The organism is Pantoea sp. JKS000250, assembly GCF_003201065.1.
GTDB lineage: Bacteria > Pseudomonadota > Gammaproteobacteria > Enterobacterales > Enterobacteriaceae > Pantoea > Pantoea vagans.
On the sequence record NZ_QICZ01000001.1, the window covers coordinates 2544371 to 2567710 of the forward strand.

Consider the following 23340-nt stretch of genomic DNA (forward strand, 5'->3'; position numbering starts at 1 on the left):
GAGATTAGATTACGAGGCCAGCGCCTGCGTGCCGTCGCGTCCGGCACGCAGCGCGCCTGGCGACTGCCCGACAATCCGCTTGAAGGCGCGACTGAACGCCGCAATCGAGCCGTAGCCGAGATGATAAGCGACGGCTTCCACCGCTTCGCCATTGTTTACAATCCGTTGCACCGCCAGCCGCATCCGCAATTCGGTCAGATATCGCAGCGGCGTCATGCCGGTAGCCGTGAGAAAACGTCCGGCGAACACCGAACGCGAACAGCCCGCCACGCTGGCGAGTCGCGCCACCGTCCAGTTTTCGCCCGGCTCCCGATGCATCGCGGCAATAGCCTGGCTCAGACGCGGATCGCGCATCGCCTGCACCAGCCCGCTACTCTGGCCGCAGCCGTTCTCTACCCAGCCGCGAACTATCAGCGCGGCAACCACATCAGCCAGACGCGACAGAATCCCGGCAAAGCCCGCCTGGCGGGTCCGCGATTCCCGCTCCATCGCCGCCAGAATAGGCTGAATCTCCGGGTACTGCGACAGCAGCGTACTCACCAGCATCACATCCGGCATGGTGTTGATCAGCGGTTGCATGCCGCCAAGCTCAAACGCCATGCAGGCGCTGAACAGCAGCACGCTGTGCTCGTCATCACAGGCATCTTCCGGTGCAGCAATCGCACAGACGCTGTCGCAAATCGGCTTACTCGCCATGTTCTTAATACACTGGCAGTCCGCCTCCTCACTGGAGATCAGGCTGTGCGGCTTACCGTGCGGCACCAGTAGCGCATCGCCGCTGTTGAGTTGAAATACCTCACCGGAGGCGCCGCGCACCAGCAATGAGCCGCGCCCGACAAAGTGAAACTGCGCCCGCCCCGGCGCGTGCTCATAATGCAGCCCGAACGGCGCGCTTACCGCGATACGCTGATAGTTCACGCCATACAGACGCATTCCCATCAGCAGTTCACTGGTCAGATCTCCATAGTGGCTCATACGATTCCAGACGAATTATCAAAAATGAAGGTGTAAGCATCATAGATCGTCCTGACGCTCCACTCTATGCTCTCACTCACTTTTTTATCTTCCGGAGAAGCAGCATGAGTCTGACAACCGAAGTGGCTGATGAGGTTTCCTCGCCGACCCGTCCCGCCTGGGGCGCGGTGTTTGCTATGGCGTTTGGGGTGTTCAGCCTGATTACCGCCGAATTTTTACCTGTGAGTCTGCTGACGCCAATGGCCCACAGCCTGGGCGTTTCAGAAGGGCAGGCGGGACAGACCGTTACTATTACCGCGCTGGTGGCGCTGTTTACCAGTCTGGTTACCGGCAGCGTCACGCGGCGCATCGATCGCCGCATCGTTATGCTGGTGTTCTCGCTATTGCTGATCGCCTCGGCGCTGATGGTGGCGTTTGCGGCTGACCTGACGGTGATCCTGCTGGCGCGGGTGCTGCTGGGGATGGCCATTGGCGGCTTCTGGACGCTCTCAACGGCCATCACCATGCGTCTGGTACCCACCGATCAGGTACCGCGTGCGCTCTCTATTGTCTTCAGCGGGATCTCGCTGGCGACGATTATCGCCACGCCACTTGGCAGCTATCTCGGTGGACTGGTGGGCTGGCGCAACATCTTTATGCTGACCGCCGGACTGGGTGCGGTGGCGCTGCTGTGGCAGTTCTTTACCCTGCCCGCCATGCCAGCAGAGAACAAAGCCCGTAATGGCGGCGTGCTGGCGCTCCTGCGTATCGGCGTGATGCGCTGGGGCATGCTGGCGGTGATCATGATGTTTACCGGCCACTTCGCTTTCTTCACCTATCTGCGTCCATTCCTGGAAGGCGTTGCACAGCTCAATCTTAATCAGCTGTCGCTGGCGCTGCTCGCCTTTGGCGTGGCGAACTTCTTTGGTACCTCGCTGGCGGGTTTCCTGGTCACCCGTAGCGTATCGCTGACGCTGAGCGGGATGGCGCTGTTAATGAGCGTCACTGCGCTGATGCTGGTGAGCTTTGGCGATGTCAGCTGGATGGTAGGCGCAGGCGTGGCAATCTGGGGGATGGCATTTGGTTCGATGCCAACTGGCTGGTCGACCTGGATTTCGCGCGCGGTGCCGGATGACGCGGAATCGGGCGGCGGGTTACTGGTCGCTACCATTCAGCTGGCGATTACCGTCGGCGCGGCTGCGGGCGGCTGGATGTTTGACCTGCGCGGAGCAGGCGGCGTGTTCGTTGCCAGTGGCGTGCTGATGCTGCTGGCTGCACTGACTATCTTCACGCGGGTGCGGCATCACGGTTAATCTTCTGAGGGCAGCGCATTATGCTGCCTTTTTTTATTGTAGTGGGTTATTAACCTTTTGAGCGATAACTGTGCGATACGTGCTTTTTATGTTCAGTTTTACTGAAAGAGATAAGCAAAACCCTCCGCTTTTTACTGATCAAATTCCGGACTAATATATCTATCAACAAGGCAGCACGCCTTACCTGATAAAAATTAACCGAGGAATTGACCATGAAATCTATCAAAACTTTTGCAGCTGTTATCGCGCTTTCTGTTCTGCCATTCGCCAGCTTCGCGCAATCTGTGACCGCCATCGACTCTACGCTGGATGGTGCAGAAGCGAAAATTGCTGCACAGGCGCAGGAAGCTGGTGCTTCATATAAAATCACTGAAGCTTACACCAACAATGGCGTTCACATGACCGCTGAGCTGCTGAAATAAAACGCTTTACCCTCTTGTGCTGACAGGACGCCTCCAGGCGTCCTGGCTTCGTTTCTCCGCGAATAATCCTGTCCCTTTCCTTCATAAATAATTATCATTCTCAAAAAAACGTAAATCAGCCTGTGCGTCAGGCCTTTCTGGTTGCAATGTCGGGCTTTCTTATCACTGCGTCTGCAGTGGATTAACTCTGGAGAAGTTATGAAAGCGATTACCATTACGCGCCGGACTCTGCGTCCGCTGTTACTGGCTACGGCCCTGTTCTCTGCCTCAGGATGGCTGGCAGCGCAGGCGGCGGATCTTAATCAGTCCGTGGGTAAAGGTGTTTATGAACTGGCGGTCAGCCCGAAAGACAACGCGCTGTTCGTGGCGACAGCGCAGAACAGCAGCGGTAACGGCGGTACGGTTTTCCGTCTCGACCCGTCTACGCTGGCGGTACAGCAGGCAATCAACACTGAACTGAAATCCTTTGGTGCGGCAATCAATCCCCAAACCAACGTGCTTTATATTGGTAATACCGTAAACGGTTCGGTCACCGCTATCGATGCCAGTAGCGGTAAGGTACTGAATACGCTGGTGCTGGATAGCCGTCCGCGCAGTGAGACCGTGCGTCCGCTACAGGCGCGCCAGGTGGCGGTTGATGTGAAAACTAACCGGGTGTATATCACCGGACTGGGACCGCAGAGCGTGGTCTGGGTGGTGGATGGCAGCACGATGAAGCTTGTCAGCACCATTCCGAATACCGGCAAAATGGGCACCGGTCTGGCTGTGGATGCCGATGCGCAAAAGGTCTACGTCACCAATGCCGATGGCGAACTGGTCATGATTAATGCGCGTACAAATGCGGTTGAGAAGAAGCAGAAGATTGACGGCGATAAAGAACACTTCTTCCTGAACCTTGCGCTGGATACCGGTGGTCAGCGCGCTTTCCTGACAGATTCAAAGCAGGCGCAGGTGCTGGTTGTGGATCTGCGTAATCAGCAGGTAATTCAGCGGATTGATGTGCCTGAATCGCTGGCGGTGTTGTTCAATGCGCAGCGTGATGAGCTTTATGTTACCCACCGCAAAGCCGGTGAAGTCAGCATCATCGACGCCAGCAGCTATAAGGTGAAGCGCACGGTAAAAACCCCGGCATTGCCTAACAGCATGGCGCTCTCGGCGGATGGTAAGGTGCTGTACGTCAGCGTAAAACAGCCCGGCTCGCGCAAGGAACCGCCAAAAAATCCTGACAGCGTGATGCGTATTGTACTGTAAGTGATTCCTCTTCCTCTCCAGCCAGAGAGGAAGAGTCTTCCCCTGAACCACTAAACCTCTTCCGATGCCTCGCGCATCATCTCATCATGCGGCACATCATCCAGGATCTGTTCAAAGCTGCGCAGACGTTTGTAGATCGACATCAGCTCGATCAGCGTTGACCAGGAGGCGATCAGATACTGGAACGAACCGCGCACCTGATCAAACACATTGGTGATCTGGTTGAGTAAGCCTAGCGTGATGGTGCCTGCCACAATCGACGGGAATAGCAGGAACAGACCAAACACGTTATCGACCTGCAGATAGAGAATGCGGGTGATGTTGAAGTAGAGATAGTGGAAGTAGAGACGGAAGTAGTTAACCCGCACCCGACTGAACAACTCCTGCACCGTCTGTGGCTGTGCACGATCGGCATTATCTTCGCCGTAGACCAGCTCTTTACGGTATGCAGCTTCAACCCGCTGATTACGGAACTCCAGACCCGGTAGCTTAATCCCGACCAGCGCCAGCAAGCCGGTGCCAAACACAGACCAGAGCACCGCTGCAATCACCAGCGCGTAAGGGATATTGCCGAGGATCGGGATATCTTTCACGTGATGTGACAGCGCCACCAGCACCGGTAAAAACGCCACCAGCGTCATAATCGCCTGAATAAAACTAACACCCCAGTTTTCCAGCGTAGTTGCAAACCGCATGGTGTCTTCCTGCACACGCTGTGCGGCACCTTCCACATGACGCAGACGCTGCCAGTTATGCATGTAGTAGTTATTCATGGCGGTACGCCAGCGGAAAACCCAGTGGCTGATAAAGAAGGAGTTGAGAACGCCAATCACCACCGCGATTAATGCGATGCCGAGAAAAGAGATAACCTCATGGTAAAACTCTGCAATCTGCACCGATCCCGCTTTGGTCAGGGCTTTCTGAATCAGGTCATAGAACGGACCATACCAGGCATTAATGGCCACGCCCACCTGTACACCAAACCAGGTGACAAAGATAATCAGCGCGGAACCCCATACTGACCAGCGTTGCCACGGATGCGCATCAATCAGCCGCCAGGCCAGGGCAAAAATGGCTACCATGATCCAGTAATAGAGATAAAACCAGATCTGACTCGCGGCGATAAAACGTGCCGCTGTGGTCGGTAAAGGTTGTTTCATTGCCGTTTCAAAAGTTGGCCACATGCCGGGCAGATGCGCGGCAAAGCCGAACCAGGCTAAAATCGCTACTAAGCTCCAGACAGCCGCAGAGCTGAAAAACAGCGCTGGCCGCGGAAAAAAAGACTTAAACATAGGCACTCCGCTGTTGTGTGTTGCCTGTTATAACGTTTTTGGCGGGTCGCTGTCTGTAGTCTGTTGTTTCTGCTCATGACAGGACGGTGATAGATGTTAATGAAATTGTGCGGTTTTGTTTCGTGGAACTAAATCTTTGTGAATGGCAGTGTTACAATATGGTGCTTTGTTACCGGTAACAAAAATCTGTCACCCTGAGTTTGCTTATAAAAACCATTACAACGCAACCCTCTACTTTTTCATACCGCTCACGATAGCGGGAATGAGGCAATGTCATGTCAGAACAAAAAAAGGGTCATTCACGCAGGGATTTTTTGCTGAAGACTATTACCCTGGCGCCTGCAATGGCAGTGGGTTCCACAGCGATGGGCGCGCTCTCCCTGCCGCTCGCTGCGCAGGCGGCTGAAACCCCGGCGGGTCCACAGCAGGCGCGTGACTACCAGCCAGCCTGGTTTACCGCCGAAGAGTTTGCCTTTATTACTGCCGCCGTAGCTCGCCTGATCCCCAGCGATGAACGCGGGCCGGGTGCGCTGGAAGCGGGCGTGCCGGAGTTTATCGATCGTCAGATGAATACACCGTATGCCACGGGTTCAAACTGGTATATGCAGGGGCCGTTTAATCCCGATCTGCCGAAAGAGCTGGGCTATCAGCTGCCGCTGGTACCCCAGCAGATCTACCGGCTCGGTCTGGCCGATGCCGACAGTTACAGCAAACAGCAGCACGGCAAGGTTTTCGCCCAGCTCAGTGGCGAGCAGCAGGATGCCCTGTTGCAGGCGATGGAGAGTGGCAGCGCGGAATTCAGTCAGCTGCCATCAAAAGTCTTCTTCAGCTTCCTGCTGCAGAACACCCGCGAAGGCTTCTTCAGCGATCCCATCCACGGCGGAAATCAGGGCATGGTCGGCTGGAAGCTGATCAACTTCCCTGGCGCACGCGCCGACTTTATGGACTGGGTAGAGCGCGGCGAACGGTATCCGTTCCCGTCAGTGTCGATTCGCGGGGAGAGAAGCTAAGCATGGCTAACGAAATGAAAAAAGTGGATGCGGTGATTGTCGGATTCGGCTGGGCAGGCGCGATTATGGCGAAAGAGCTGACCGAAGCGGGCCTTAACGTGCTGGCGCTGGAGCGCGGACCGCATCGCGACACCTATCCTGATGGCTCTTATCCGCAGTCCATTGATGAGCTGACCTATAACATCCGCAAAAAGCTGTTCCAGGATCTGTCGAAAAGCACCGTGACAATTCGTCATGACGCCTCGCAGACGGCCGTTCCCTATCGCCAGCTGGCGGCGTTTCTGCCCGGTACCGGTACTGGCGGCGCGGGCCTGCACTGGTCCGGCGTCCATTTCCGTGTCGATCCGGTTGAACTGCGGATGCGCAGCCATTACGAAGAGCGCTACGGCAAGAACTTCATCCCGGAAGGCATGACGATTCAGGATTTTGGCGTCAGCTACGATGAGCTGGAGCCGTTTTTCGACAAAGCAGAAAAAGTCTTTGGCACCTCCGGCAGCGCCTGGAGCATCAAGGGGAAAGTGGTCGGCAAAGATAAAGGCGGCAACCCGTTTGCGCCGGATCGCTCCGATAACTTCCCGCTGCCCGCGCAGAAGCGCACCTATTCGTCACAGCTGTTTGCTCAGGCGGCCGAGTCGGTTGGTTATCACCCTTATGATCTGCCGTCCGCCAATACTTCGGGTCCTTATACCAATACCTATGGCGCGCAGATGGGGCCGTGCAATTTCTGCGGTTACTGCAGCGGCTACGCCTGCTACATGTATTCCAAAGCGTCTCCTAACGTCAACATCCTGCCCGCGCTGCGTCAGGAGCCGAAGTTTGAGCTGCGCAACAACGCTTATGTACTGCGGGTCAACCTCAGCGATGACAAAACGCGCGCAACTGGCGTGACCTATGTGGATGGTCAGGGTCGTGAGCAGGTTCAGCCTGCTGATCTGGTGATCCTTTCCGCTTTCCAGTTCCACAATGTTCACCTGATGCTGCTGTCAGGCATTGGTAAACCCTACAACCCGATCACCAACGAAGGCACCGTAGGCCGCAACTTCGCCTATCAGAACCTCTCTACGCTCAAGGCGCTGTTTGATAAGAACACCACTACCAATCCGTTTATCGGCGCGGGTGGTGCAGGCGTAGCGGTTGATGATTTCAACGCGGATAACTTCGATCACGGGCCGCTGGGCTTTGTCGGCGGTTCGCCATTCTGGGTTAACCAGGCGGGCACTAAACCGATCTCTGGCCTGCCGGTGCCAGCGGGTACACCTAACTGGGGCAGCAAATGGAAAGCGGCGGTGGCGGATACCTACACCCACCATCTGTCGATGGATGCGCACGGTGCACATCAGTCCTATCGCGCCAACTACCTCGATCTCGATCCCAACTACAAAGATGCCTATGGGCAGCCGCTGCTGCGCATGACCTTTGACTGGCAGGATAACGACATCAAAATGGCACAGTTTATGGTTGGCAAGATGCGCAATATCGCGGAAGCGATGAATCCGAAGATGATCATCGGCGGCGCGAAAAAGCCGGGCACCCATTTTGACTCGACGGTGTATCAAACCACCCACATCAGTGGCGGGGCGATCATGGGCGACGATCCTAAAACCAGTGCGGTGAACCGTTATCTGCAAAGCTGGGACGTGCCAAATGTGTTTGTACCGGGCGCATCCGCCTTCCCGCAGGGACTGGGTTATAACCCGACCGGCATGGTGGCGGCGCTGACCTACTGGTCAGCCAAAGCGATTCGCGAACACTACCTGAAAAACCCCGGTCCACTGGTGCAGGCATAAGGAGATGGCGATGAAAAATGGCATTCTGGCTCTGATTCTCGGCTCCCTGTCGTTCGCCGCCCTGGCGGATAACAGCCAGGACGATCTGGTTAAACGGGGTGAATATCTGGCGCGTGCCGGTGACTGTGTGGCCTGCCACACCAGCAAAGGCGGCGCGGCGTTTGCCGGTGGTCTGCCGATGGCGACACCGATTGGCACCATCTACTCCACCAACATCACGCCCGATCGCGACACCGGCATTGGCGAATACAGCTACGACGACTTCCAGAAAGCGGTGCGTCACGGCGTGGCGAAGAACGGCGATACGCTCTATCCGGCAATGCCATTCCCCTCCTACGCGGTGGTCAGCGATGAGGACATGAAGGCGCTTTACGCCTACTTTATGCATGGCGTTGCGCCGGTTGGACAGCCAAACCGGGAGAGCGACATTCCCTGGCCGCTGTCAATGCGCTGGCCGCTGGCGATCTGGCGCGGCATTTTTGCGCCCGATGTAAAAGCCTTCCAGCCTGCAGCGCAGGAAGATCCGGTACTGGCGCGTGGTCGTTATCTGGTTGAAGGACTGGGTCACTGCGGGGCCTGTCACACGCCGCGTAGCATTACCATGCAGGAGAAGGCGCTGACCAACGAGGAGGGCAGCGACTATCTGGCGGGCAGCAGCGCACCCATTGATGGCTGGACCGCCAGCAACCTGCGCGGCGACAACCGTGACGGGCTGGGTCGCTGGAGCGAAGAGGACCTGCGTCAGTTCCTGCGTTATGGCCGCAACGATCAGACCGCCGCTTTCGGTGGTATGACCGACGTGGTAGAACACAGTCTGCAGCACCTTAGCGAGGCCGATATCACGGCTATTGCACGCTATCTGAAGTCGCTGGGTGCAAAAGACCCGCATCAGGCAGCGTTCAGCGTGGATGATGCCACGGCAAAAGCGCTGTGGCGTGGCGATGACAGCCAGACCGGTGCGGCGACCTACGTCGACAGCTGTGCGGCGTGCCATAAGACCGATGGCAGCGGCTATAAACGCTTCTACCCGGCACTGCGCGGTAATCCGGTCGTCATGGCGGATGATCCGACCTCGCTGATCCACATTGTGCTGGTGGGCGGACAGTTGCCTGGCGTGAATGGTGCGCCGTCGACCATTACCATGCCGGCATTCGGCTGGCGCCTCAACGATCAGCAGGTGGCGGACGTGGTGAACTTCGTGCGCAACAGCTGGGGCAACAAGGCGTCGGAGCAGGTCAGCGCGAAACAGGTGGCTGAGCTACGTAAAGATGAAAAAGATCGGCTGGGCAGTGCAGATATCCGGGTACTGGAAGGCAAGTAACCGGCAGTAAAAAAGGCCGTCATCATCAGGATGACGGCCTCTTCTTTTAAATATTCTCCAGATCGATTCCGCGCGTTTTCGGCCCGTAAATTCCCACCGACAGCATTACCATCACCATGCTCAGCACGATAAAGGTAATCACGCCTGGCGTTCCGGCATACTGCAATATCACCCCGATCAGGATGCTGCTGAAGACTGTAGAAAGGCGGCTGAAGGAGTAGCAAAAACCGACTGCCCGCGCCCGAATATGGGTGGGGAAGATCTCGGTCTGATAGGCGTGGAAGCTGAAGGTCAGCCAGGCATTTGACCAGGTGATCAGGAAGCCGCACATAATCAGCAATACCGGCTGCGTCTGGAAGGCAAAGAGCGTACCGAACACCACCGTCATCAGCGACGACAGGACGATTTGCCACTTATTCTCCATTTTGTCAGCGTAGCGGCTACAGATTAGCGATCCCAGCGGATAGGCCAGCGTGATGAAGAAGGCGTAGAGCAGGCTATGCGTCACCGTGGCACCGCGGCCTGACAGCAGTGCAGGCAGCCAGTTACCAAAGCCGAAAAAGCCAATCGCCTGGAAGAAGTTCATCACCACCAGCATCAGGGTGCGCTTACGGTAAGCGGGTGACCAGATCTCACTGAAACGCCCCTGTTTTGGCAACTGTGCCGCCGCATCATCGGCTGAAAATGCGGGTCCGGCCGGGATGCTACAGCGCTGCTCCATCGCGGACAACACCTGATGCGCCTCCTGATGACACCCCTGCTGCGCCAGCCAGCGTGCTGATTCCGGCAGGTTCCTGCGTACCAGCCAGATCACCAGCGAACAGACCGCGCCCGCGATCACCACCCAGCGCCAGCCTTCCAGGCTGAGCAGCGTTTGCGGAATCAGCCACCACGACATCAGCGCCACGGCAGGCACCGACAAAAACTGCACGAAAAAGGAGAAGGCAAAAGCGCGGCTGCGCAGATGGCTCGGCACCCATTCCGACAGATAAGTATCAATGGTCACCAGTTCGACACCCAGCCCGATCCCCACCAGGAAGCGAAACAGAATAATCATCTCCGCACTCTGCTGAAACGCCATCAGCAGCGAAAACAGTCCATACCAGAGCAGCGCGCACATAAAGGTCAGGCGGCGGCCAAAGCGGTCAGCATAGGGTGCCAGCAGGCTGGCACCGAAAAACAGACCGAGAAAGGTGGCCGAGGCGAACGCGGCCTGATCGGAGAAGCCCAGTACACCCGCCGCGCCGGTGTGAAATACGCCCGCCGATAGCAGGCCGGTGCTGATATAACCGGTTTCAAACAGATCATAAAGCTCAAAAAAACCGCCCAGCGCCAGTAGCGTGATAAAGCGCCATAATCCGGCAGAGGAGGGCAGCGCATCAACGCGTGCGGCTAAGCTGTTACGGGCCGCCGATGAAGCGTGCATCGGCGGCAGTCTGGTGGAAGTGGTGGTCATATCAGCGTGAACCTCAGGCATTGTGGATACGACTCGCAGCCGGTCAGAGGCTTATTAAAATAGTTAACCGTTAGCAAGCGAAGAGATAGCAGGATAATCAATTCATCCGCCGTTGCCGAGAGCGTCGTTGCTGACGATTTAGCAATGTACGTTGCAGGTTTTGCCATCCATGGCACGGCGCCTTAAGGCAGTTTCGGCCAGACGCCTGGCCCGATTGGCAGACCCAGCAGATACCACACCATCAGCAGCGCTATCCAGCTGATAAAGAACACCAGCGGATAGGGGAAGATCAGCACGTAATAAGTGCCGAGCTGCGCATCCTTCTGGTAACGCTGCAAAAAGGCCAGGAACAGCGGCAGAAACGGCGACATCGGTGCCAGCGGCAGCACGGCGGAGTCGGCGATGCGAAAAATCATCTGGGCAAAGGCGGGATGGAAGCCAAGCAGCATAAACATCGGCACGAAGACCGGGGCGAGAATCGACCAGATTGCTGAGCCGCTGGCAATAAACATGCAGAGAAACGCCGACAGGAACATCAACCCCAGAAACGCGGGCGCACCGCTGACGCCTGCGCTTTCCAGCACGTCGGTCAGCCCGATTGCCATGAACTTGCCCATGTTGCTCCAGTTAAAGAACGCCACGAACTGCGACAGCGGAAACACCATCACGATAAAGCCCGCCATGCCCTTCATCGGATCGACCAGCAACTGCGGGATATCATCCGGACGGCGGATCTGTCGGGTGACCACACCGTAAGCAATGGCGACCACAAAGAAGAACAGAATGATGATCGGTACGATGCCCTGAATAAAGGGGGAGGGGATAATGGCGCCGGTAGCGGGGTTGCGCAGCGGCGCATGTTCCGGCACCACCAGCAACGCCATTACGGCGATAAACAGTAATGCGTTAATCCCGGCGGCCCGCAGGCCGCGGTTCTCCAGCGGCGTCAGTGCCGCCAGCTTCTCACCATTGCCCTGCCACTCTGGCAGGCGCGGCTCGACAAATTTGTCGGTCAGCAGCGCACCCACAATCGTCAGTACAATCACCGAGGTAGCCATAAAGAACCAGTTATCGATGACGCTGACGTGCACTGTGTCGCTGACCGCTTTAGCCGCCTCGGTGCTGATCCCCGAGAGCAGCACATCGGTGGTGACAATCAGCAGGTTGGCGGTAAAGCCAGAAGCCACACCGGCAATCGCGGCCAGCAGGCCCGCCACCGGATGACGCCCTACCGCCAGGAAGATCAGCGCCCCCAATGGCGGCATCACTACCAGCGCGGCATCCGAGGAGATATGGCTGAAGAAGGCGATAAACAGCACCATGTAGCTGGCATAGCGGCGGCTGACGCGCGATGCCATCTTTACCATCAGCGACTGTAACAGGCCGACCTTTTCTGCCAGTCCGGCACCAATCACCAGCGCCAGAATCGATCCCAGTGGGGTAAAGCTGCTGAAGTTCTTAATGATATTGGGCAGTATCCACTGAATGCCTGCGACGCTCAGCAGGTTGTTCACCCGGACAAGTTCGCCGTTGCTGGGGTTTTTTACCGTCAGGTCCAGCGCGCTGATAACGGCGGTCGCCACCATCAGAACAACAATCAAATAGACAAACAGTAAAAAAGGGTTGGGCACTTTATTGCCCACGCGCTCGATCCAGCTGAAAAGCCGGCCAGGGCTGCGGTTCCCGGAGGTTGCTTCCATGGTATTGGTTCTCGTCTTGTGTTCCCTTATCGGCGGAGGTCCGGCCTGGCGCCGGTCGTGGTAGACGACAGACGGTGAGTTCAGTTCCGGCTCCGCTGAATCAGGGAAGTGTTTGCAATATTTTTATAATGGTCCGCGTCAGAGACACGGCCGTTGGCTCATTCGGCCAGTTTTGTGGGTGTGATCCCCGCCGGGATCGGACAGATATAAGGCTGCGCGGCGCGTACTCGATCAAACTCGGCCCGGCAGCCAGCCAGCGCCTGCGGATCCGTTAACAGCGTTAACACCGTGGCCGCCATCACTTTGCCCGCCAGAAACATCCCCTTATGCCCGATACTGGTGCGGCCCTGCGCCACCAGTTGCCAGGTGTGCAGCGGTGTACCGAAAGTAAAGCAGGGCGCAAAGCACTGTGCGGTCGGCGTCACCCAGCTGACATCGCCGACATCGGTGGAGCCGTAGAGCAGCTCGCGCGTGACCGCATAGGGCGCGACCTCATCCATAAACAGTTTATCGCCCAGCTGTTCAGCCCAGGTATGACCGGCTTTGCCACCGGTGCGGGCGGCATTGAGCCGGGCATTGCGCAGATCGTCATCGGTCAGGGTGGCACGCAGTTCAGCCGCAAACGCGCGTTCTTCGTCGCTGTAACCGGGCAAACCAAACTGATGCAAATAACGCTCCATCACCGCTTCCAGCGCGCGATTAGGCACGTAGTCAGAACAGGCTTTGTCAAAACGCACGGTCAGCGTGGTGTCGGTCATCAGCGCTGCGCCCCTGGCGATATTGATCACCCTCTCATAGATCGCCTGCGCCTGAGGCAGTTCCGGGGCACGAATCAGGTAGAGCACCTCCGCATCGGCCTGCACCACATTCGGCGAGACGCCGCCGCTGTTGGTGATGGCGTAATGCAGACGCGCTTCCTGTACGATATGCTCGCGCAGGAAGTTGGCGCCGGTGTTCATCAGCGTGACGGCATCCAGTGCGCTGCGGCCCAGATGGGGTGAGTTGGCGGCGTGAGCGGCGACGCCTTTGAAGCTGAAGGCCGCCTGAATATTGGCAAGCGTGCGCAGATTAAACATCCCGCTGAAACCTTCCGGATGCCAGGTCACGGCGGCGTCAACGTCGTCAAACAGCCCCTCGCGCACCATAAAGGTTTTGCCCGAGCCGCCCTCTTCGCCAGGACAGCCATAAAAGCGAACCGTGCCGCGGGTATGATGCTGCTCCATCCAGGCTTTCACGGCGCAGGCGGCGGCAACACCCGCCGTGCCAAGCAGGTTGTGGCCGCAGCCATGTCCGTTGCCATTAGCTTCCAGCGGTTGTGGCCGGGCGCAGCCCGACTGCTGGCTCAGACCGGCCAGCGCATCAAACTCACCCATGATAGCAATCACCGGCTTACCGCTGCCCTTGCTGGCGATAAAGGCCGTGTCGATACTCCCCACACCGTGTTCCACTGTAAATCCTTCTCTTTCCAGCGCATCGGCCAGCAGAGCAGAGGAACGGGTTTCGGCGAAGCGCGTTTCCGGCGTGTCCCAGATGGCGTCGCTGAGCGTGCTGAAGCGGAGCTGATGGCGATCGATATAATCGGCAATAAACGCTTCCATCATCGTGAGCCCCCAAACTGCGCCTGGTTCAGCACCAGCGTTGCCAGCAGCGTGATGGCGTCTGGCATGACCCGCTCGTCAAAGTCGAATTTCGCATTGTGGTGACCCGCCGCCAGCGCACAGCCGAAAATAACGTAAGAGGCCTGGCCGCCGCGCTGTTTTACGCGCTCCATCATGTAGGTCGCATCTTCCGAACCTGCTGCCTGCGCTTTACGATCGACCACCGAGTCGAAAAGGCCGAGTGCATCTGCCTGCTGGTGGATGAAATCAACCCACGGCTGTGTAGGCGTACAGCTGCGCGCGGCACCCATCAGTGAAACCTGCTGCTCAACGCCATACATCGCTGCCGCACCGGCAATCACCCGCAGCGCCTGCTGATAAATATCGTCGTTAACCTGATTGGTCACGCCACGGGTTTCGACTTTCAGCAGGGCGCAGTCGGCCACTACGTTGCGGCCGGTTCCCGCCTGCAGCACGCCCACGTTAACCCGCGCCACACCGCCGCTGTGCTGGGTTAAACCATGCAGCGCCAGCGTCGCCTGTGCCGCGGCCAGCAGAGCATTGCGACCCTCTTCAGGGCGACCGCCCGCATGGGCACCGACGCCGGTAAAGTGAACATCCAGCTTGGTGGTAGCCAGGAAGCTGTCGCTGCCGCACACCACTTCACCTGCCGGCACGCCGGTACCGATGTGAATCGCAGTGAAGCGCTCAACGTCATCGACCACGCCCGCGGCGACCATCGCTTTCGCGCCGCGCACACCCTCTTCGGCGGGCTGGAAGATCAGTTTAATCGTACCGCTGAGCTGATCTTTCATCGCCATCAGCACTGCGGCGAGGCCCAGGCCAATGGTGGTATGGCCGTCGTGCCCGCAGGCATGCATCATGCCCGCGTTACAGGAAGCAAATCCTTCACGCTGCGGCAGATGATCGGTGGCCTGGCTTTCGTTGAGATCCAGTGCATCCATATCGACGCGGAAGCCCATCACCGGGCCGGGACGGCCGGTATCGAGTGTTGCCACGATGCCGCAGAATCCGCCAGAGAAGTGGCTGATCCACTGCGGCAGTGCGCCCTGCTGCAGCGCACGGGCTTCCTGCTGCTTCAGCACGGCGTCGTCGGGCAAGCCCATCCGCGCATCGGCATCGATCACTTCACGGCCCAGCTTCAGTTGATAACCGAGCCTATGCAGTTCTTCAGCCACTAAGGTGGCGGTACGGAACTCCAGCCAGCCTGATTCGGCGTAGTGATGGAAGTCGCGACGCCACTGTTGCAGCTGTGGCAGCAGGGCGCTGACGTGGTCTGAAAGGGGTTTCATCGGCTCTTTCCTCATTGTTGCTTTTTTATGCACTGCGTTGAATCTACACAATGGTACTGGGTGGCATAAGATGCGAATATCTTGTGACTGATAAACAACGGTTATCGCAAAACTATGTCTGCCAATCTTAAACTTCATCAGCTGCGCGCCTTCACTGACGTAGCACGACAGGGCAGTATCCGGGCGGCAAGCCGGCTGTCCGGGCTGTCGCAACCGGCGTTAACCAAAGCGATTCAGGAACTGGAGCGAGAGCTGGGCGCAAAGCTGTTTATCCGCCGTCAGCAGGGCGTGGTACTGACCGATATCGGTGATAACTTTTTTCGCCATGCCAGCCTGGTGCTGGCGGAACTGCGGGTCGCAGAAGAGGATATCCAGCAGCGGCTGGGACTGGGTGGCGGTCAGGTGAACATCGGCGTGGGGGGCAGCGTGGCGCGCACCATCATGCCGCAGGTGATAAACCAGTTTCATCGCGAATACCCGCTGATTAAGGTACGCATCGTCGAGGGCCAGCTGGTGTCGATGGTGCATGAGCTGCGTCAGGGCGCGCTCGATTTCACCATCAACACCTACGATCAGAGTCATCTCGATCAGGAGCTGATGTATGAGCGGGTGATGGAGCGCGAGTATAGAGTGGTGGTGCGTAAAGGCCACCCGCTGGAAAAGGCCCGTTCTCTGGCGGCGTTACAGCAGGCGGACTGGACGATGCCAACGCCAAAAGGGAGTTACTACCGCCTGCTGCACGATTTGTTTGGCGAGCGCGGTATGGCACCCAAAATCGTGGTGACCTGTGAAACCTTTATGGCCTGCACCAGCCTGGTCGCGCAAAGCGATTTCATCAGTATTCTGTCGGTCGACGTGATTGACGATCCCATTCTGGGGCGGTCGCTGGTGGCGCTGACGCTCGACGAGCCCCTGCCGAAAGCCATCTTCTATCTGATCCAGCGCAAAGACACCGCGCTGACGCCGATGAGCAGTTATATGGCGCAACTCTTCCGGCGTTATTGCCAGTAAATTCAGGGAGTAAAGTCGATCGTCTACACTATAGGGGTACTGTAAAAAATCCACCCGACAAATAGAGGTTACGATGCAAGTCAGTCCTTATCTGTTTCTCTATGGCCGTTGTGAAGAGGCTATCGACTTTTACCTGCAGGCGACCGGGGGAGAGCTGCTCTCTAAAATGAAATTTGGTGATATGCCGGATCAGGGTGAGCAGGTAGGCGATCAGTCTGCTGCGCCGCAGCCGCCAGAAAAGATCATGCATGCGCAACTGCGTATCGGTGACGGTGAGCTGATGTTGAGCGATGGTAATACCGAGAAGCCGCCCGCGTCTGAACATGCCGGTTATGCGGTCAGCCTTTCAACTACTGATGTCGAAAAGGGTAAAGCCTGGTTTGAGAAACTATCGGCAGGCGGCAAGGTCACAACGGAGTGGCAGGAGACGTTCTGGTCGAACGGATTCGCGATGTTTATCGATAAGTTCAACATTCCATGGCGCATCAACGTTGAGAAGCCACAGGAATAACCGAAGGTATGATGCAGGACTGAGTTGCTAAAACTGCCTCTCAAAAGCTGGCCTGGAGAGACAACGCTCCAGGCCAGATCTCCTGCGTGACGGGCGGTTTTTTCAGCCGCCCGTTATCTTTATCAGAAGTTGTAACCCGCCACCAGGTAGTAACCCCAGCCCGTCGATTTCACTTCAAACGGGCCTTTGCCGAAGTTCAGCTCCTGACCATCCGCCCACTGTCCGCCGTTGTGGAAGTAACGCGCCACCGCAGAGAAGTGCCAGTGATCGTAACCCAGTGACAGAATGTGGCTGGAGGCGATGGAGTTGCTGGTGCGTGATGAACCGCCTTTCTCGTTGAGATCGGAACCCCAGTCGAAGTTGGTGAAGCCCACATAGCCTAGATTACCGCCCCACAGCGTGGTGATAGGCACGAAATATTTCACCTTGAAGCGATAGCCATCCCAGCTGTTTTCGTTCGCCGCGCCGTAGTTTTCCCACTGATATTTGGCGTAGACGTTCAGCGACAGGCCGACATCGCTGTGCGTATCGATATCGGTGCCCAGACCCATATACCAGGTGTTCTGGCGGTTATCGCTATTGCGGCCCATATCGTAGATGTAGTTGTTAGCGAAATACCACTCTTTGAACGGACCAAAGGCCAGGCTGGTGCCGGTCAGTTTGTCGATAGAGAAGCGCGGCTCAATCTCCATAAACATCGGTGAACCGTGGTCGAATACGCCGTTGGCATTGCTGTTGCCGACGCCGAAGAAGTTAGGCACGTCGAGATAGCCGTAGAAATCGAACCAGTCTTTCTTTGCAAACGCTTCATATTCCAGATAAACGTCGTTGTTAAACTGCGGTCCGAAACGCGTGTGGTAGCTGCCTACCACGTTAACGCTCTGATGCCACCAATCCGAGAGATACTGCGGATCGCTTTCAGCGGCCTGCGCAGCACCACTCAATGAACATGCCAGCACGGCACCTGCTATCAACGTTTTATATTTCATTATTATCAGCCACATGCTTTTGACCGCTGCACACCAGACGCAGTCAGAGAGAAATCGGTCCCTTGATGGGAATGAGGGTTTCACAGCGAATAACAACCCGTTCTTCAGCCCGCGTAGCGTGCCTGTAACAGATCGATAGAAAATAGATTTTGCTCACGTTTGTCAAAAAGTGTTGCATTACAATTCAGCTAAAATGTGATGCACTTCACAATAACGGCGTGGATCGAACGGAACCAGGCAACCGTTTACGTTGTCTGGTTCGTGATCAAACAGGCTGGATCAGGGAAGAGTGACGCGAACCTGCAAACCACAAATTGCACCCTGTGGCGTCAGGCAATTGGAAAGGGCGACGTGAATCTGATGTTTCTGTGCGACGTTGCGCACAATCGATAATCCCAGCCCGCTGCCCTGGGCTTTAACGTCTGGCGAACGGGTAAAACGGTCGAACGCACGTTCGATAAAGGATTCCGGCATGCCCGGTCCGTTATCAACAATATCGACCACCGTTTTGCCCGCGACCCGATGCAGCAGCACATCGACCAGGCTGCCTTCCGGCGTGTGCAACATAGCGTTACCAATCAGGTTGTCGAACAGGCTGCGCAATTCGGAACGGCTGGCCTGCAGGCGATACTGCGTGGAGCCATTAAAGCCGATATCGATGCCGCGCTTATCCGCCACCACCATCAACTGCTCAATGCTCTCTTTTAGCAGATCTTCAAGTTCGATCTGCTCCACGCTGGACACCACGCTCTGGTCATCCTGACGTGAGACATTGAGTAACTGCGTGACCAGGTGACGGGTACGCGTGACGCCCGCTTCCAACTGGCTGAACTGACGGCTCGCTTCACCCGGCTGAATATGCTGACGCAGGTTTTCCAGCTGTAACGTCACCGCTGTTACCGGCGTACGCAGCTCATGCGCGGCATCTTCCAGGAACTGACGCTGCGACGACCAGGCGTCACGCAGCTTACTCAGCAGCGAGTTGTAAGCGGCTACCAGCGGCAGGATCTCATCCGGTAAGCCTTCCGGTGAGACATTGTGTGGATGATGGGTTTCCTGCGCCGCAATCTGACGCGAAGCGACCTGCAGATCGCGGGTGATCTTGCGCACCACCAGCCAGATCACCAGCAGCGACAGCGGCATCATCAGGATCATCGGAATGATCGCCGACAGCGCCCGCTTGACCATTGAGGCCTTCATGTAGCTGAGGTTGTGCATCACCTGAATCGTTTTGATCTCGCTGCCAGGCATGCCGGGCCGGGAAAAAATACGCCATTCACAGTCGTCGCACTGACCCACATGCACATCGTGATAACCGCGCTGGTTTTGCAGCGGAGCCTGCAACTCCGGCCATGAACTGGCCCGCAGCTGGCCCTGATCGTCCCAGAGCTGAACTACAAAGGCGCTCTTTGCTTTGTCAGGTGCAATAAGCATCGGCATCAGGGCGGGCATCTGTTTATTGGTGGACCAGGCATCAGCGATTTTTGCCAGCTGATCGTCCTTCATGGTACCGACCATATCGCCGTAACAGCTGAAGAAATACCAGGTGACGCCGCCGATCATCAGCAGATGAATAATCAGCAGGGTAGAGAGAAGTTTATTGCGCAGTGAGCGCATAAAGCGGAAAGGTTTCATATTGCCGGAACCCGCCAGCCCAGTCCGCGCACGTTACGGATCACGTCGTTATCCAGCTTACGCCGCATGCCGTGGATCAGGACATCCACTGCGTTGCTGCTGACTTCATCGCCCCAGCCGTAGATACGGTTTTCCAGCTGTTCACGCGACAGAATAGCGCCCGGCCGCTCCAGCAGCGCGTAGAGCAGGGCATATTCCCGCGCCGTCAGCTGTTCGCGCTGGCCTTTGTATAACACCTCGCGGGTCATCATATCCAGCTGCACATCGCCGCTGCCCAGTACGGAGTCAGCCGCGCCGTGGCTGCGTCGGGTAATGGCGCGCATCCGGGCCATCACTTCCTGGAGATCGAACGGTTTAAGCAGATAGTCGTCCGCGCCGCTGTCGAGCCCCTGTATCCGCTGCGCCACGGTGTCGCGTGCGGTAAGAATCAGCACCGGCGTCGCGTCGCCGCGCCCGCGCGCCCGGCGCAGCACCTGCAGACCGTCATCGCGCGGTAAGCCGAGATCGAGCAGCACGCAGCTGTAGCCGCCCTCGCTCCAGGCATTCTGGGCATAGACGCCATCGCGCACCCAATCTACTGACCAGCCCGCGCCCTGCAGTGCCTGTTGCAGGTTCGCGCCGATCATTTCATCATCTTCAACCAGTAACACGCGCATGGCTGATCTCCTTCGTAAAGATAAGAGAGAGTTTACTCACCAATTGTTAGGCCAGAATTATCCTTTCGCCTTCATACTTCGCACTGTGGCGGCGTTGGCTGCTTTTGCTCACCCCAGTCACTGACCAATGTCAGCTCCTGGGAATTCGCGCCTTTGCCGCCTTGCCACAGCACGAATTATTTTGGCGGACAATCGTCATAGCTTGCTCTGAAATGGCTATTATCGCCCCATTCCCGCCGTTGCTAATTCTGCGCTAATTTTCTGCTAATTAAGGGATAAATTTTAGCGGGTAGAGTGGCTCCACTGCACATCAGCATCAACAGGAGGAACCATGAATCAGCGCGAGTTTATTCGGAGTTTGCTGGACTGGATTGAGAACAACTTAGGACACGATCTGCATCTGGATGAGGTGGCACGCCGCTCGGGCTATTCGCGCTGGCATCTGCAACGCCTGTTTCGCCAGCACACCGGCTTTTCACTGGCAGAATATATCCGCCAGCGCCGCTTAACCGAGTCTGCACTCAGTCTGCTAAGCAGCAACGAAGCGATACTGCAGGTGGCGATGAACTACGGCTTCGATACCCAGCAGGCCTATACCCGCACCTTTAAAAACTACTTTATGATGACGCCGGGCCAGTTGCGCCGTCAGCGTCGCGTTGAGCCGGATCGGCTGCTGTTTCCTCTGGCGATGGCCAGCTGATGCTTGTTAAGACCTTCCCGTCACCGCGCATACAGACGGGAAGGTCGGCCCGCGCTCAGCGCCGCTCTCCTCCTGAACTTTGCCTCGTCTTTTTTTGCCCGCCCGCCACAGTGACCCCGCCCTGACGTGTTAGTTTGTTGCCTGCCCCTTTTACTGTCGGAGTCGGGAACATGGAAAACGGCGAGAATTTAACCGCCATGTTGGTGTTTGCACGGGTCGTGGAATTGCAGAGTTTCAGTGAGGCAGCACGGGCACTTGGCCTGTCCAAATCTCACGTCAGCCGGGAAATTGCCCGTCTGGAGCTGCGGCTCGGTATCCGGCTGCTACAGCGTACCACCCGGCGGCTGGCACTGACTGAGCTGGGCCAGGCTTATTATCCCTACTGTGTGCGGATGCTGGCTGAAGTGCAGCGCGCCGAGGCGTTTGTGCAGCAGGTGCATCAGCAGCCCACTGGGCATGTCAGGCTGCAGGCGCCCGTCACGTTCGGCTGCCAATGCGTGGTTCCCGTTCTCAATCATTTCCTGCGCCGCCATCTGCATATTAACGTCGATCTCGATCTGACCGATCGCAATCACGATCGGCTGGACGATCAGGTTGATCTGGCGATTGTGATCCGATCCTGCTCGCCGCAGCAGGGCAATTTCCGGGTACTGAGCGATATCGAGTGGGGGCTTTATGCCGCGCCGGCTTATCTGGCGCAGCGACCCGTAATCACCCATCCTGAAATGCTGCCGCGCCATGACCTGCTGCTATTTCACGGTCCGGCGCACACCGCTGCGCTGCCATTCCGCCGTGATAAACAGCGGCTGGCACTGGACGTGCGCAGCCGCTTTCGCGCCAATAACAGTATGGCGCTGCTCAATGCCGCACTGGCAGGCAGCGGTATCGCTTATCTTCCGTCCTACATGGCGCAAGAGGCGGTGGCACGTGGTGATATCCAGCAACTGCTGCCGGAGTGGCAGATGGATCGCCTGCAAAGCTATCTGCTGCTGCACAATACGCCTGAACCGGCGTCGCCGGCGACACTGCTGTGCGATGCCCTGATTACGGCGCTGAATCCGGGCTGATTGTTGCCTGCTGACAACAATCAGCGCCACAGAGTAACTATTACGCCACGACTGTTGTTACTCTGCGACTCCGGTTAGCCTGTATCCCTGATCATTCAACGGATATCATCATGCAACAGTCACCCGAAACGGCAGAGTTTCAGCACTGGCGACGTAACTTAGCGGTCTGCGTCGTCGGCTCTTTTACCACCATCGTGGCGATGACGCTGCTGCTGCCGTTTCTGCCACTCTATGTGCAGCAACTGGGCGTTGAGCAGCCGGCAGCCATCGCCCGCTGGTCCGGGATAGCCTATGGCGCGACCTTTTTCAGCGCCGCGCTGACTGCGCCGCTGTGGGGCAGGCTGGCTGATCGCTATGGTCGTAAGCTGATGCTGATTCGGGCCAGCCTGGGGATGGCGATTGCGATGTCGCTGATCGGCATGGCGACCGCGCACTGGCAGCTGGTGGCGCTGCGGCTGCTGGCCGGGCTGCTGGGTGGCTACGCATCGGGATCGACCATTCTGGTGGCAGCGCAGACGCCAAAAGCGCAGACCGGCTGGGCGCTGGGCGTATTGTCCTCCGGCATTATGGCGGGCAATGTGGTCGGGCCGCTGCTGGGTGGAGTGTTACCGCCGCTGATCGGCATCCGTCAGACGTTCTGGCTGACCGGCGCGGTAATCTTTCTTGCCTTCCTCGCCACCACCTTTTTACTTAAAGAGCAGTCGAGCGCTACCGCGACGTCGCGCGCCAGCCAGCAAGCGCAGTCCGCAGACGAGCCGGTTAATCACACCCTGGTACGGCTGATGTGGCTCTCCGGCATGTTGCTGATCTTCGCCAGCATGTCGATTGAACCGATAATCACGCTCTACGTGGGCGAGTTCGTGCAGGGCGACCATCAAATCACGATGATCGCCGGACTGGTGATGTCTGCGGCGGCGCTGGGCACGGTACTGGCGTCACCCCGGCTGGGTCGTCTGGCCGATCGGGTAGGGCACTGGCGGGTTCTGACCGGCGGACTACTGGTCAGTGGGGTGCTGCTGATTCCGCAGGCGTTTATTACCGCGGCCTGGCAACTGGTGATACTGCGTTTTCTGATGGGGATGGCGCTGGGCGGATTGATGCCGTGCATTACAGCGATTATCCGCCATAACGTGCCCGGTTCCCAGGTCGGGCGGATGCTGGGATATTCGACGTCGGCGCAGTATATCGGCCAGGTCAGCGGTCCGTTGTTCGGTGGGCTGGTGGGAGGGACATTCGGGATGCGGCCAGTGTTTCTGGCGACCTGCGTGGTGATGCTGTTTTGCGCCTGGCTCAACTGGCGCGGGATGCGTAAATAACGCGATCAAAAAAGGCGGACCGGAGTCCGCCTTAGGTT

20 protein-coding genes are annotated in these 23340 nt (G+C 57.5%); 11 read left to right on the forward strand and 9 right to left on the reverse strand.

Features of this window, described 5'->3' with window-relative positions:
- Positions 1–9: 9 nt before the first annotated feature.
- A complete protein-coding gene (locus BY447_RS12085) occupies positions 10–975 on the reverse strand; it encodes an AraC family transcriptional regulator (RefSeq protein ID WP_013359813.1) in 966 nt (321 codons plus the stop codon).
- 104 nt (positions 976–1079) lie between these two features.
- Here BY447_RS12085 and BY447_RS12090 point away from each other — a divergent pair, with 104 nt between their 5' ends.
- The 3 genes from BY447_RS12090 (at position 1080) to BY447_RS12100 (ending at position 3940) form a co-directional block, all read left to right on the forward strand.
- On the forward strand, positions 1080–2267 hold the full coding sequence (locus BY447_RS12090) for an MFS transporter (protein WP_033734929.1): 1188 nt from the start codon (positions 1080–1082) through the stop codon (positions 2265–2267).
- A gap of 212 nt (positions 2268–2479) precedes the next feature.
- Complete coding sequence (locus BY447_RS12095; protein ID WP_009092571.1) at positions 2480–2689, forward strand: DUF1471 domain-containing protein; 210 nt, start codon at positions 2480–2482, stop codon at positions 2687–2689.
- Positions 2690–2887: 198 nt separating this feature from the next.
- Entirely contained in the window at positions 2888–3940 is a 1053-nt protein-coding gene (locus BY447_RS12100; RefSeq protein ID WP_110331205.1) for a YncE family protein, read from the forward strand.
- A 50-nt stretch (positions 3941–3990) separates the two neighbouring features.
- Here BY447_RS12100 and sbmA read toward each other — a convergent pair whose 3' ends face one another.
- Entirely contained in the window at positions 3991–5232 is a 1242-nt protein-coding gene (gene sbmA, locus BY447_RS12105) for a peptide antibiotic transporter SbmA (protein WP_110331206.1), read from the reverse strand.
- A gap of 275 nt (positions 5233–5507) precedes the next feature.
- Here sbmA and BY447_RS12110 point away from each other — a divergent pair, with 275 nt between their 5' ends.
- From BY447_RS12110 to BY447_RS12120, 3 genes are read left to right on the forward strand one after another with little or no spacing between them, the layout of a single operon-like run.
- Entirely contained in the window at positions 5508–6242 is a 735-nt protein-coding gene (locus tag BY447_RS12110) for a gluconate 2-dehydrogenase subunit 3 family protein (protein WP_095706354.1), read from the forward strand.
- A 2-nt stretch (positions 6243–6244) separates the two neighbouring features.
- The gene (locus BY447_RS12115; protein ID WP_013359818.1) at positions 6245–8029 is read left to right on the forward strand and encodes a GMC family oxidoreductase; all 1785 of its coding nucleotides are present in this window, start codon (positions 6245–6247) and stop codon (positions 8027–8029) included.
- Positions 8030–8039: 10 nt separating this feature from the next.
- Positions 8040–9350 carry a c-type cytochrome gene (locus BY447_RS12120; RefSeq protein ID WP_095706352.1) on the forward strand — a complete coding sequence of 437 codons (1311 nt, stop codon included), beginning with the start codon at positions 8040–8042 and terminating at the stop codon, positions 9348–9350.
- Between the two features lie 46 nt (positions 9351–9396).
- Here BY447_RS12120 and BY447_RS12125 read toward each other — a convergent pair whose 3' ends face one another.
- From BY447_RS12125 to BY447_RS12140, 4 genes are all read right to left on the reverse strand, one after another.
- The gene (locus BY447_RS12125) at positions 9397–10806 is read right to left on the reverse strand and encodes an MFS transporter (RefSeq protein WP_110331207.1); all 1410 of its coding nucleotides are present in this window, start codon (positions 10804–10806) and stop codon (positions 9397–9399) included.
- 182 nt (positions 10807–10988) lie between these two features.
- Complete coding sequence (gene abgT / locus BY447_RS12130; protein WP_110331208.1) at positions 10989–12506, reverse strand: p-aminobenzoyl-glutamate transporter; 1518 nt, start codon at positions 12504–12506, stop codon at positions 10989–10991.
- Between the two features lie 158 nt (positions 12507–12664).
- The gene (locus BY447_RS12135; RefSeq protein ID WP_110331209.1) at positions 12665–14107 is read right to left on the reverse strand and encodes a M20 family metallopeptidase; all 1443 of its coding nucleotides are present in this window, start codon (positions 14105–14107) and stop codon (positions 12665–12667) included.
- A complete protein-coding gene (locus BY447_RS12140) occupies positions 14104–15417 on the reverse strand; it encodes an amidohydrolase (protein ID WP_033781579.1) in 1314 nt (437 codons plus the stop codon). The genes BY447_RS12135 and BY447_RS12140 overlap by 4 nt, the downstream gene beginning before the upstream one ends.
- 114 nt (positions 15418–15531) lie before the next feature.
- Here BY447_RS12140 and BY447_RS12145 point away from each other — a divergent pair, with 114 nt between their 5' ends.
- Positions 15532–16428, forward strand: coding sequence for a LysR family transcriptional regulator (locus tag BY447_RS12145; RefSeq protein ID WP_013359824.1), 897 nt, complete (start codon positions 15532–15534; stop codon positions 16426–16428).
- Between the two features lie 73 nt (positions 16429–16501).
- On the forward strand, positions 16502–16939 hold the full coding sequence (yjdN, locus tag BY447_RS12150) for a VOC family metalloprotein YjdN (protein WP_013359825.1): 438 nt from the start codon (positions 16502–16504) through the stop codon (positions 16937–16939).
- A gap of 122 nt (positions 16940–17061) precedes the next feature.
- Here yjdN and BY447_RS12155 read toward each other — a convergent pair whose 3' ends face one another.
- From BY447_RS12155 to BY447_RS12165, 3 genes are all read right to left on the reverse strand, one after another.
- Positions 17062–17928 (reverse strand): nucleoside-specific channel-forming protein Tsx, encoded by an 867-nt coding sequence (locus BY447_RS12155; RefSeq protein WP_033781580.1) that lies wholly within the window; start codon positions 17926–17928, stop codon positions 17062–17064.
- A 279-nt stretch (positions 17929–18207) separates the two neighbouring features.
- A complete protein-coding gene (locus BY447_RS12160) occupies positions 18208–19563 on the reverse strand; it encodes a sensor histidine kinase (RefSeq protein WP_033781582.1) in 1356 nt (451 codons plus the stop codon).
- Positions 19560–20219, reverse strand: coding sequence for a response regulator (locus BY447_RS12165; protein WP_003855687.1), 660 nt, complete (start codon positions 20217–20219; stop codon positions 19560–19562). The genes BY447_RS12160 and BY447_RS12165 overlap by 4 nt, the downstream gene beginning before the upstream one ends.
- 331 nt (positions 20220–20550) lie before the next feature.
- On the opposite strand from BY447_RS12165, the gene BY447_RS12175 reads away from it, so the two are divergent.
- The 3 genes from BY447_RS12175 (at position 20551) to BY447_RS12185 (ending at position 23302) form a co-directional block, all read left to right on the forward strand.
- A complete protein-coding gene (locus BY447_RS12175) occupies positions 20551–20919 on the forward strand; it encodes a helix-turn-helix domain-containing protein (RefSeq protein WP_013359828.1) in 369 nt (122 codons plus the stop codon).
- 170 nt (positions 20920–21089) lie between these two features.
- Positions 21090–21986, forward strand: a complete 897-nt coding sequence (locus BY447_RS12180; protein WP_110331211.1) for a LysR family transcriptional regulator — start codon at positions 21090–21092, stop codon at positions 21984–21986.
- Positions 21987–22096: 110 nt separating this feature from the next.
- Positions 22097–23302, forward strand: coding sequence for an MFS transporter (locus BY447_RS12185; RefSeq protein WP_110331212.1), 1206 nt, complete (start codon positions 22097–22099; stop codon positions 23300–23302).
- The last annotated feature ends 38 nt before the right edge of the window (positions 23303–23340 follow it).

Excerpts from the sequence above, each read along its gene's own strand:
- BY447_RS12085 (WP_013359813.1), bottom strand. The coding sequence starts at position 975 with ATGAGCCACTATGGAGATCTGACCAGTGAACTGCTGATGGGAATGCGT.
- BY447_RS12090 (WP_033734929.1), top strand. The coding sequence starts at position 1,080 with ATGAGTCTGACAACCGAAGTGGCTGATGAGGTTTCCTCGCCGACCCGT.
- BY447_RS12095 (WP_009092571.1), top strand. The coding sequence starts at position 2,480 with ATGAAATCTATCAAAACTTTTGCAGCTGTTATCGCGCTTTCTGTTCTG.
- BY447_RS12100 (WP_110331205.1), top strand. The coding sequence starts at position 2,888 with ATGAAAGCGATTACCATTACGCGCCGGACTCTGCGTCCGCTGTTACTG.
- sbmA (WP_110331206.1), bottom strand. The coding sequence starts at position 5,232 with ATGTTTAAGTCTTTTTTTCCGCGGCCAGCGCTGTTTTTCAGCTCTGCG.
- BY447_RS12110 (WP_095706354.1), top strand. The coding sequence starts at position 5,508 with ATGTCAGAACAAAAAAAGGGTCATTCACGCAGGGATTTTTTGCTGAAG.
- BY447_RS12115 (WP_013359818.1), top strand. The coding sequence starts at position 6,245 with ATGGCTAACGAAATGAAAAAAGTGGATGCGGTGATTGTCGGATTCGGC.
- BY447_RS12120 (WP_095706352.1), top strand. The coding sequence starts at position 8,040 with ATGAAAAATGGCATTCTGGCTCTGATTCTCGGCTCCCTGTCGTTCGCC.
- BY447_RS12125 (WP_110331207.1), bottom strand. The coding sequence starts at position 10,806 with ATGACCACCACTTCCACCAGACTGCCGCCGATGCACGCTTCATCGGCG.
- abgT (WP_110331208.1), bottom strand. The coding sequence starts at position 12,506 with ATGGAAGCAACCTCCGGGAACCGCAGCCCTGGCCGGCTTTTCAGCTGG.
- BY447_RS12135 (WP_110331209.1), bottom strand. The coding sequence starts at position 14,107 with ATGATGGAAGCGTTTATTGCCGATTATATCGATCGCCATCAGCTCCGC.
- BY447_RS12140 (WP_033781579.1), bottom strand. The coding sequence starts at position 15,417 with ATGAAACCCCTTTCAGACCACGTCAGCGCCCTGCTGCCACAGCTGCAA.
- BY447_RS12145 (WP_013359824.1), top strand. The coding sequence starts at position 15,532 with ATGTCTGCCAATCTTAAACTTCATCAGCTGCGCGCCTTCACTGACGTA.
- yjdN (WP_013359825.1), top strand. The coding sequence starts at position 16,502 with ATGCAAGTCAGTCCTTATCTGTTTCTCTATGGCCGTTGTGAAGAGGCT.
- BY447_RS12155 (WP_033781580.1), bottom strand. The coding sequence starts at position 17,928 with ATGAAATATAAAACGTTGATAGCAGGTGCCGTGCTGGCATGTTCATTG.
- BY447_RS12160 (WP_033781582.1), bottom strand. The coding sequence starts at position 19,563 with ATGAAACCTTTCCGCTTTATGCGCTCACTGCGCAATAAACTTCTCTCT.
- BY447_RS12165 (WP_003855687.1), bottom strand. The coding sequence starts at position 20,219 with ATGCGCGTGTTACTGGTTGAAGATGATGAAATGATCGGCGCGAACCTG.
- BY447_RS12175 (WP_013359828.1), top strand. The coding sequence starts at position 20,551 with ATGAATCAGCGCGAGTTTATTCGGAGTTTGCTGGACTGGATTGAGAAC.
- BY447_RS12180 (WP_110331211.1), top strand. The coding sequence starts at position 21,090 with ATGGAAAACGGCGAGAATTTAACCGCCATGTTGGTGTTTGCACGGGTC.
- BY447_RS12185 (WP_110331212.1), top strand. The coding sequence starts at position 22,097 with ATGCAACAGTCACCCGAAACGGCAGAGTTTCAGCACTGGCGACGTAAC.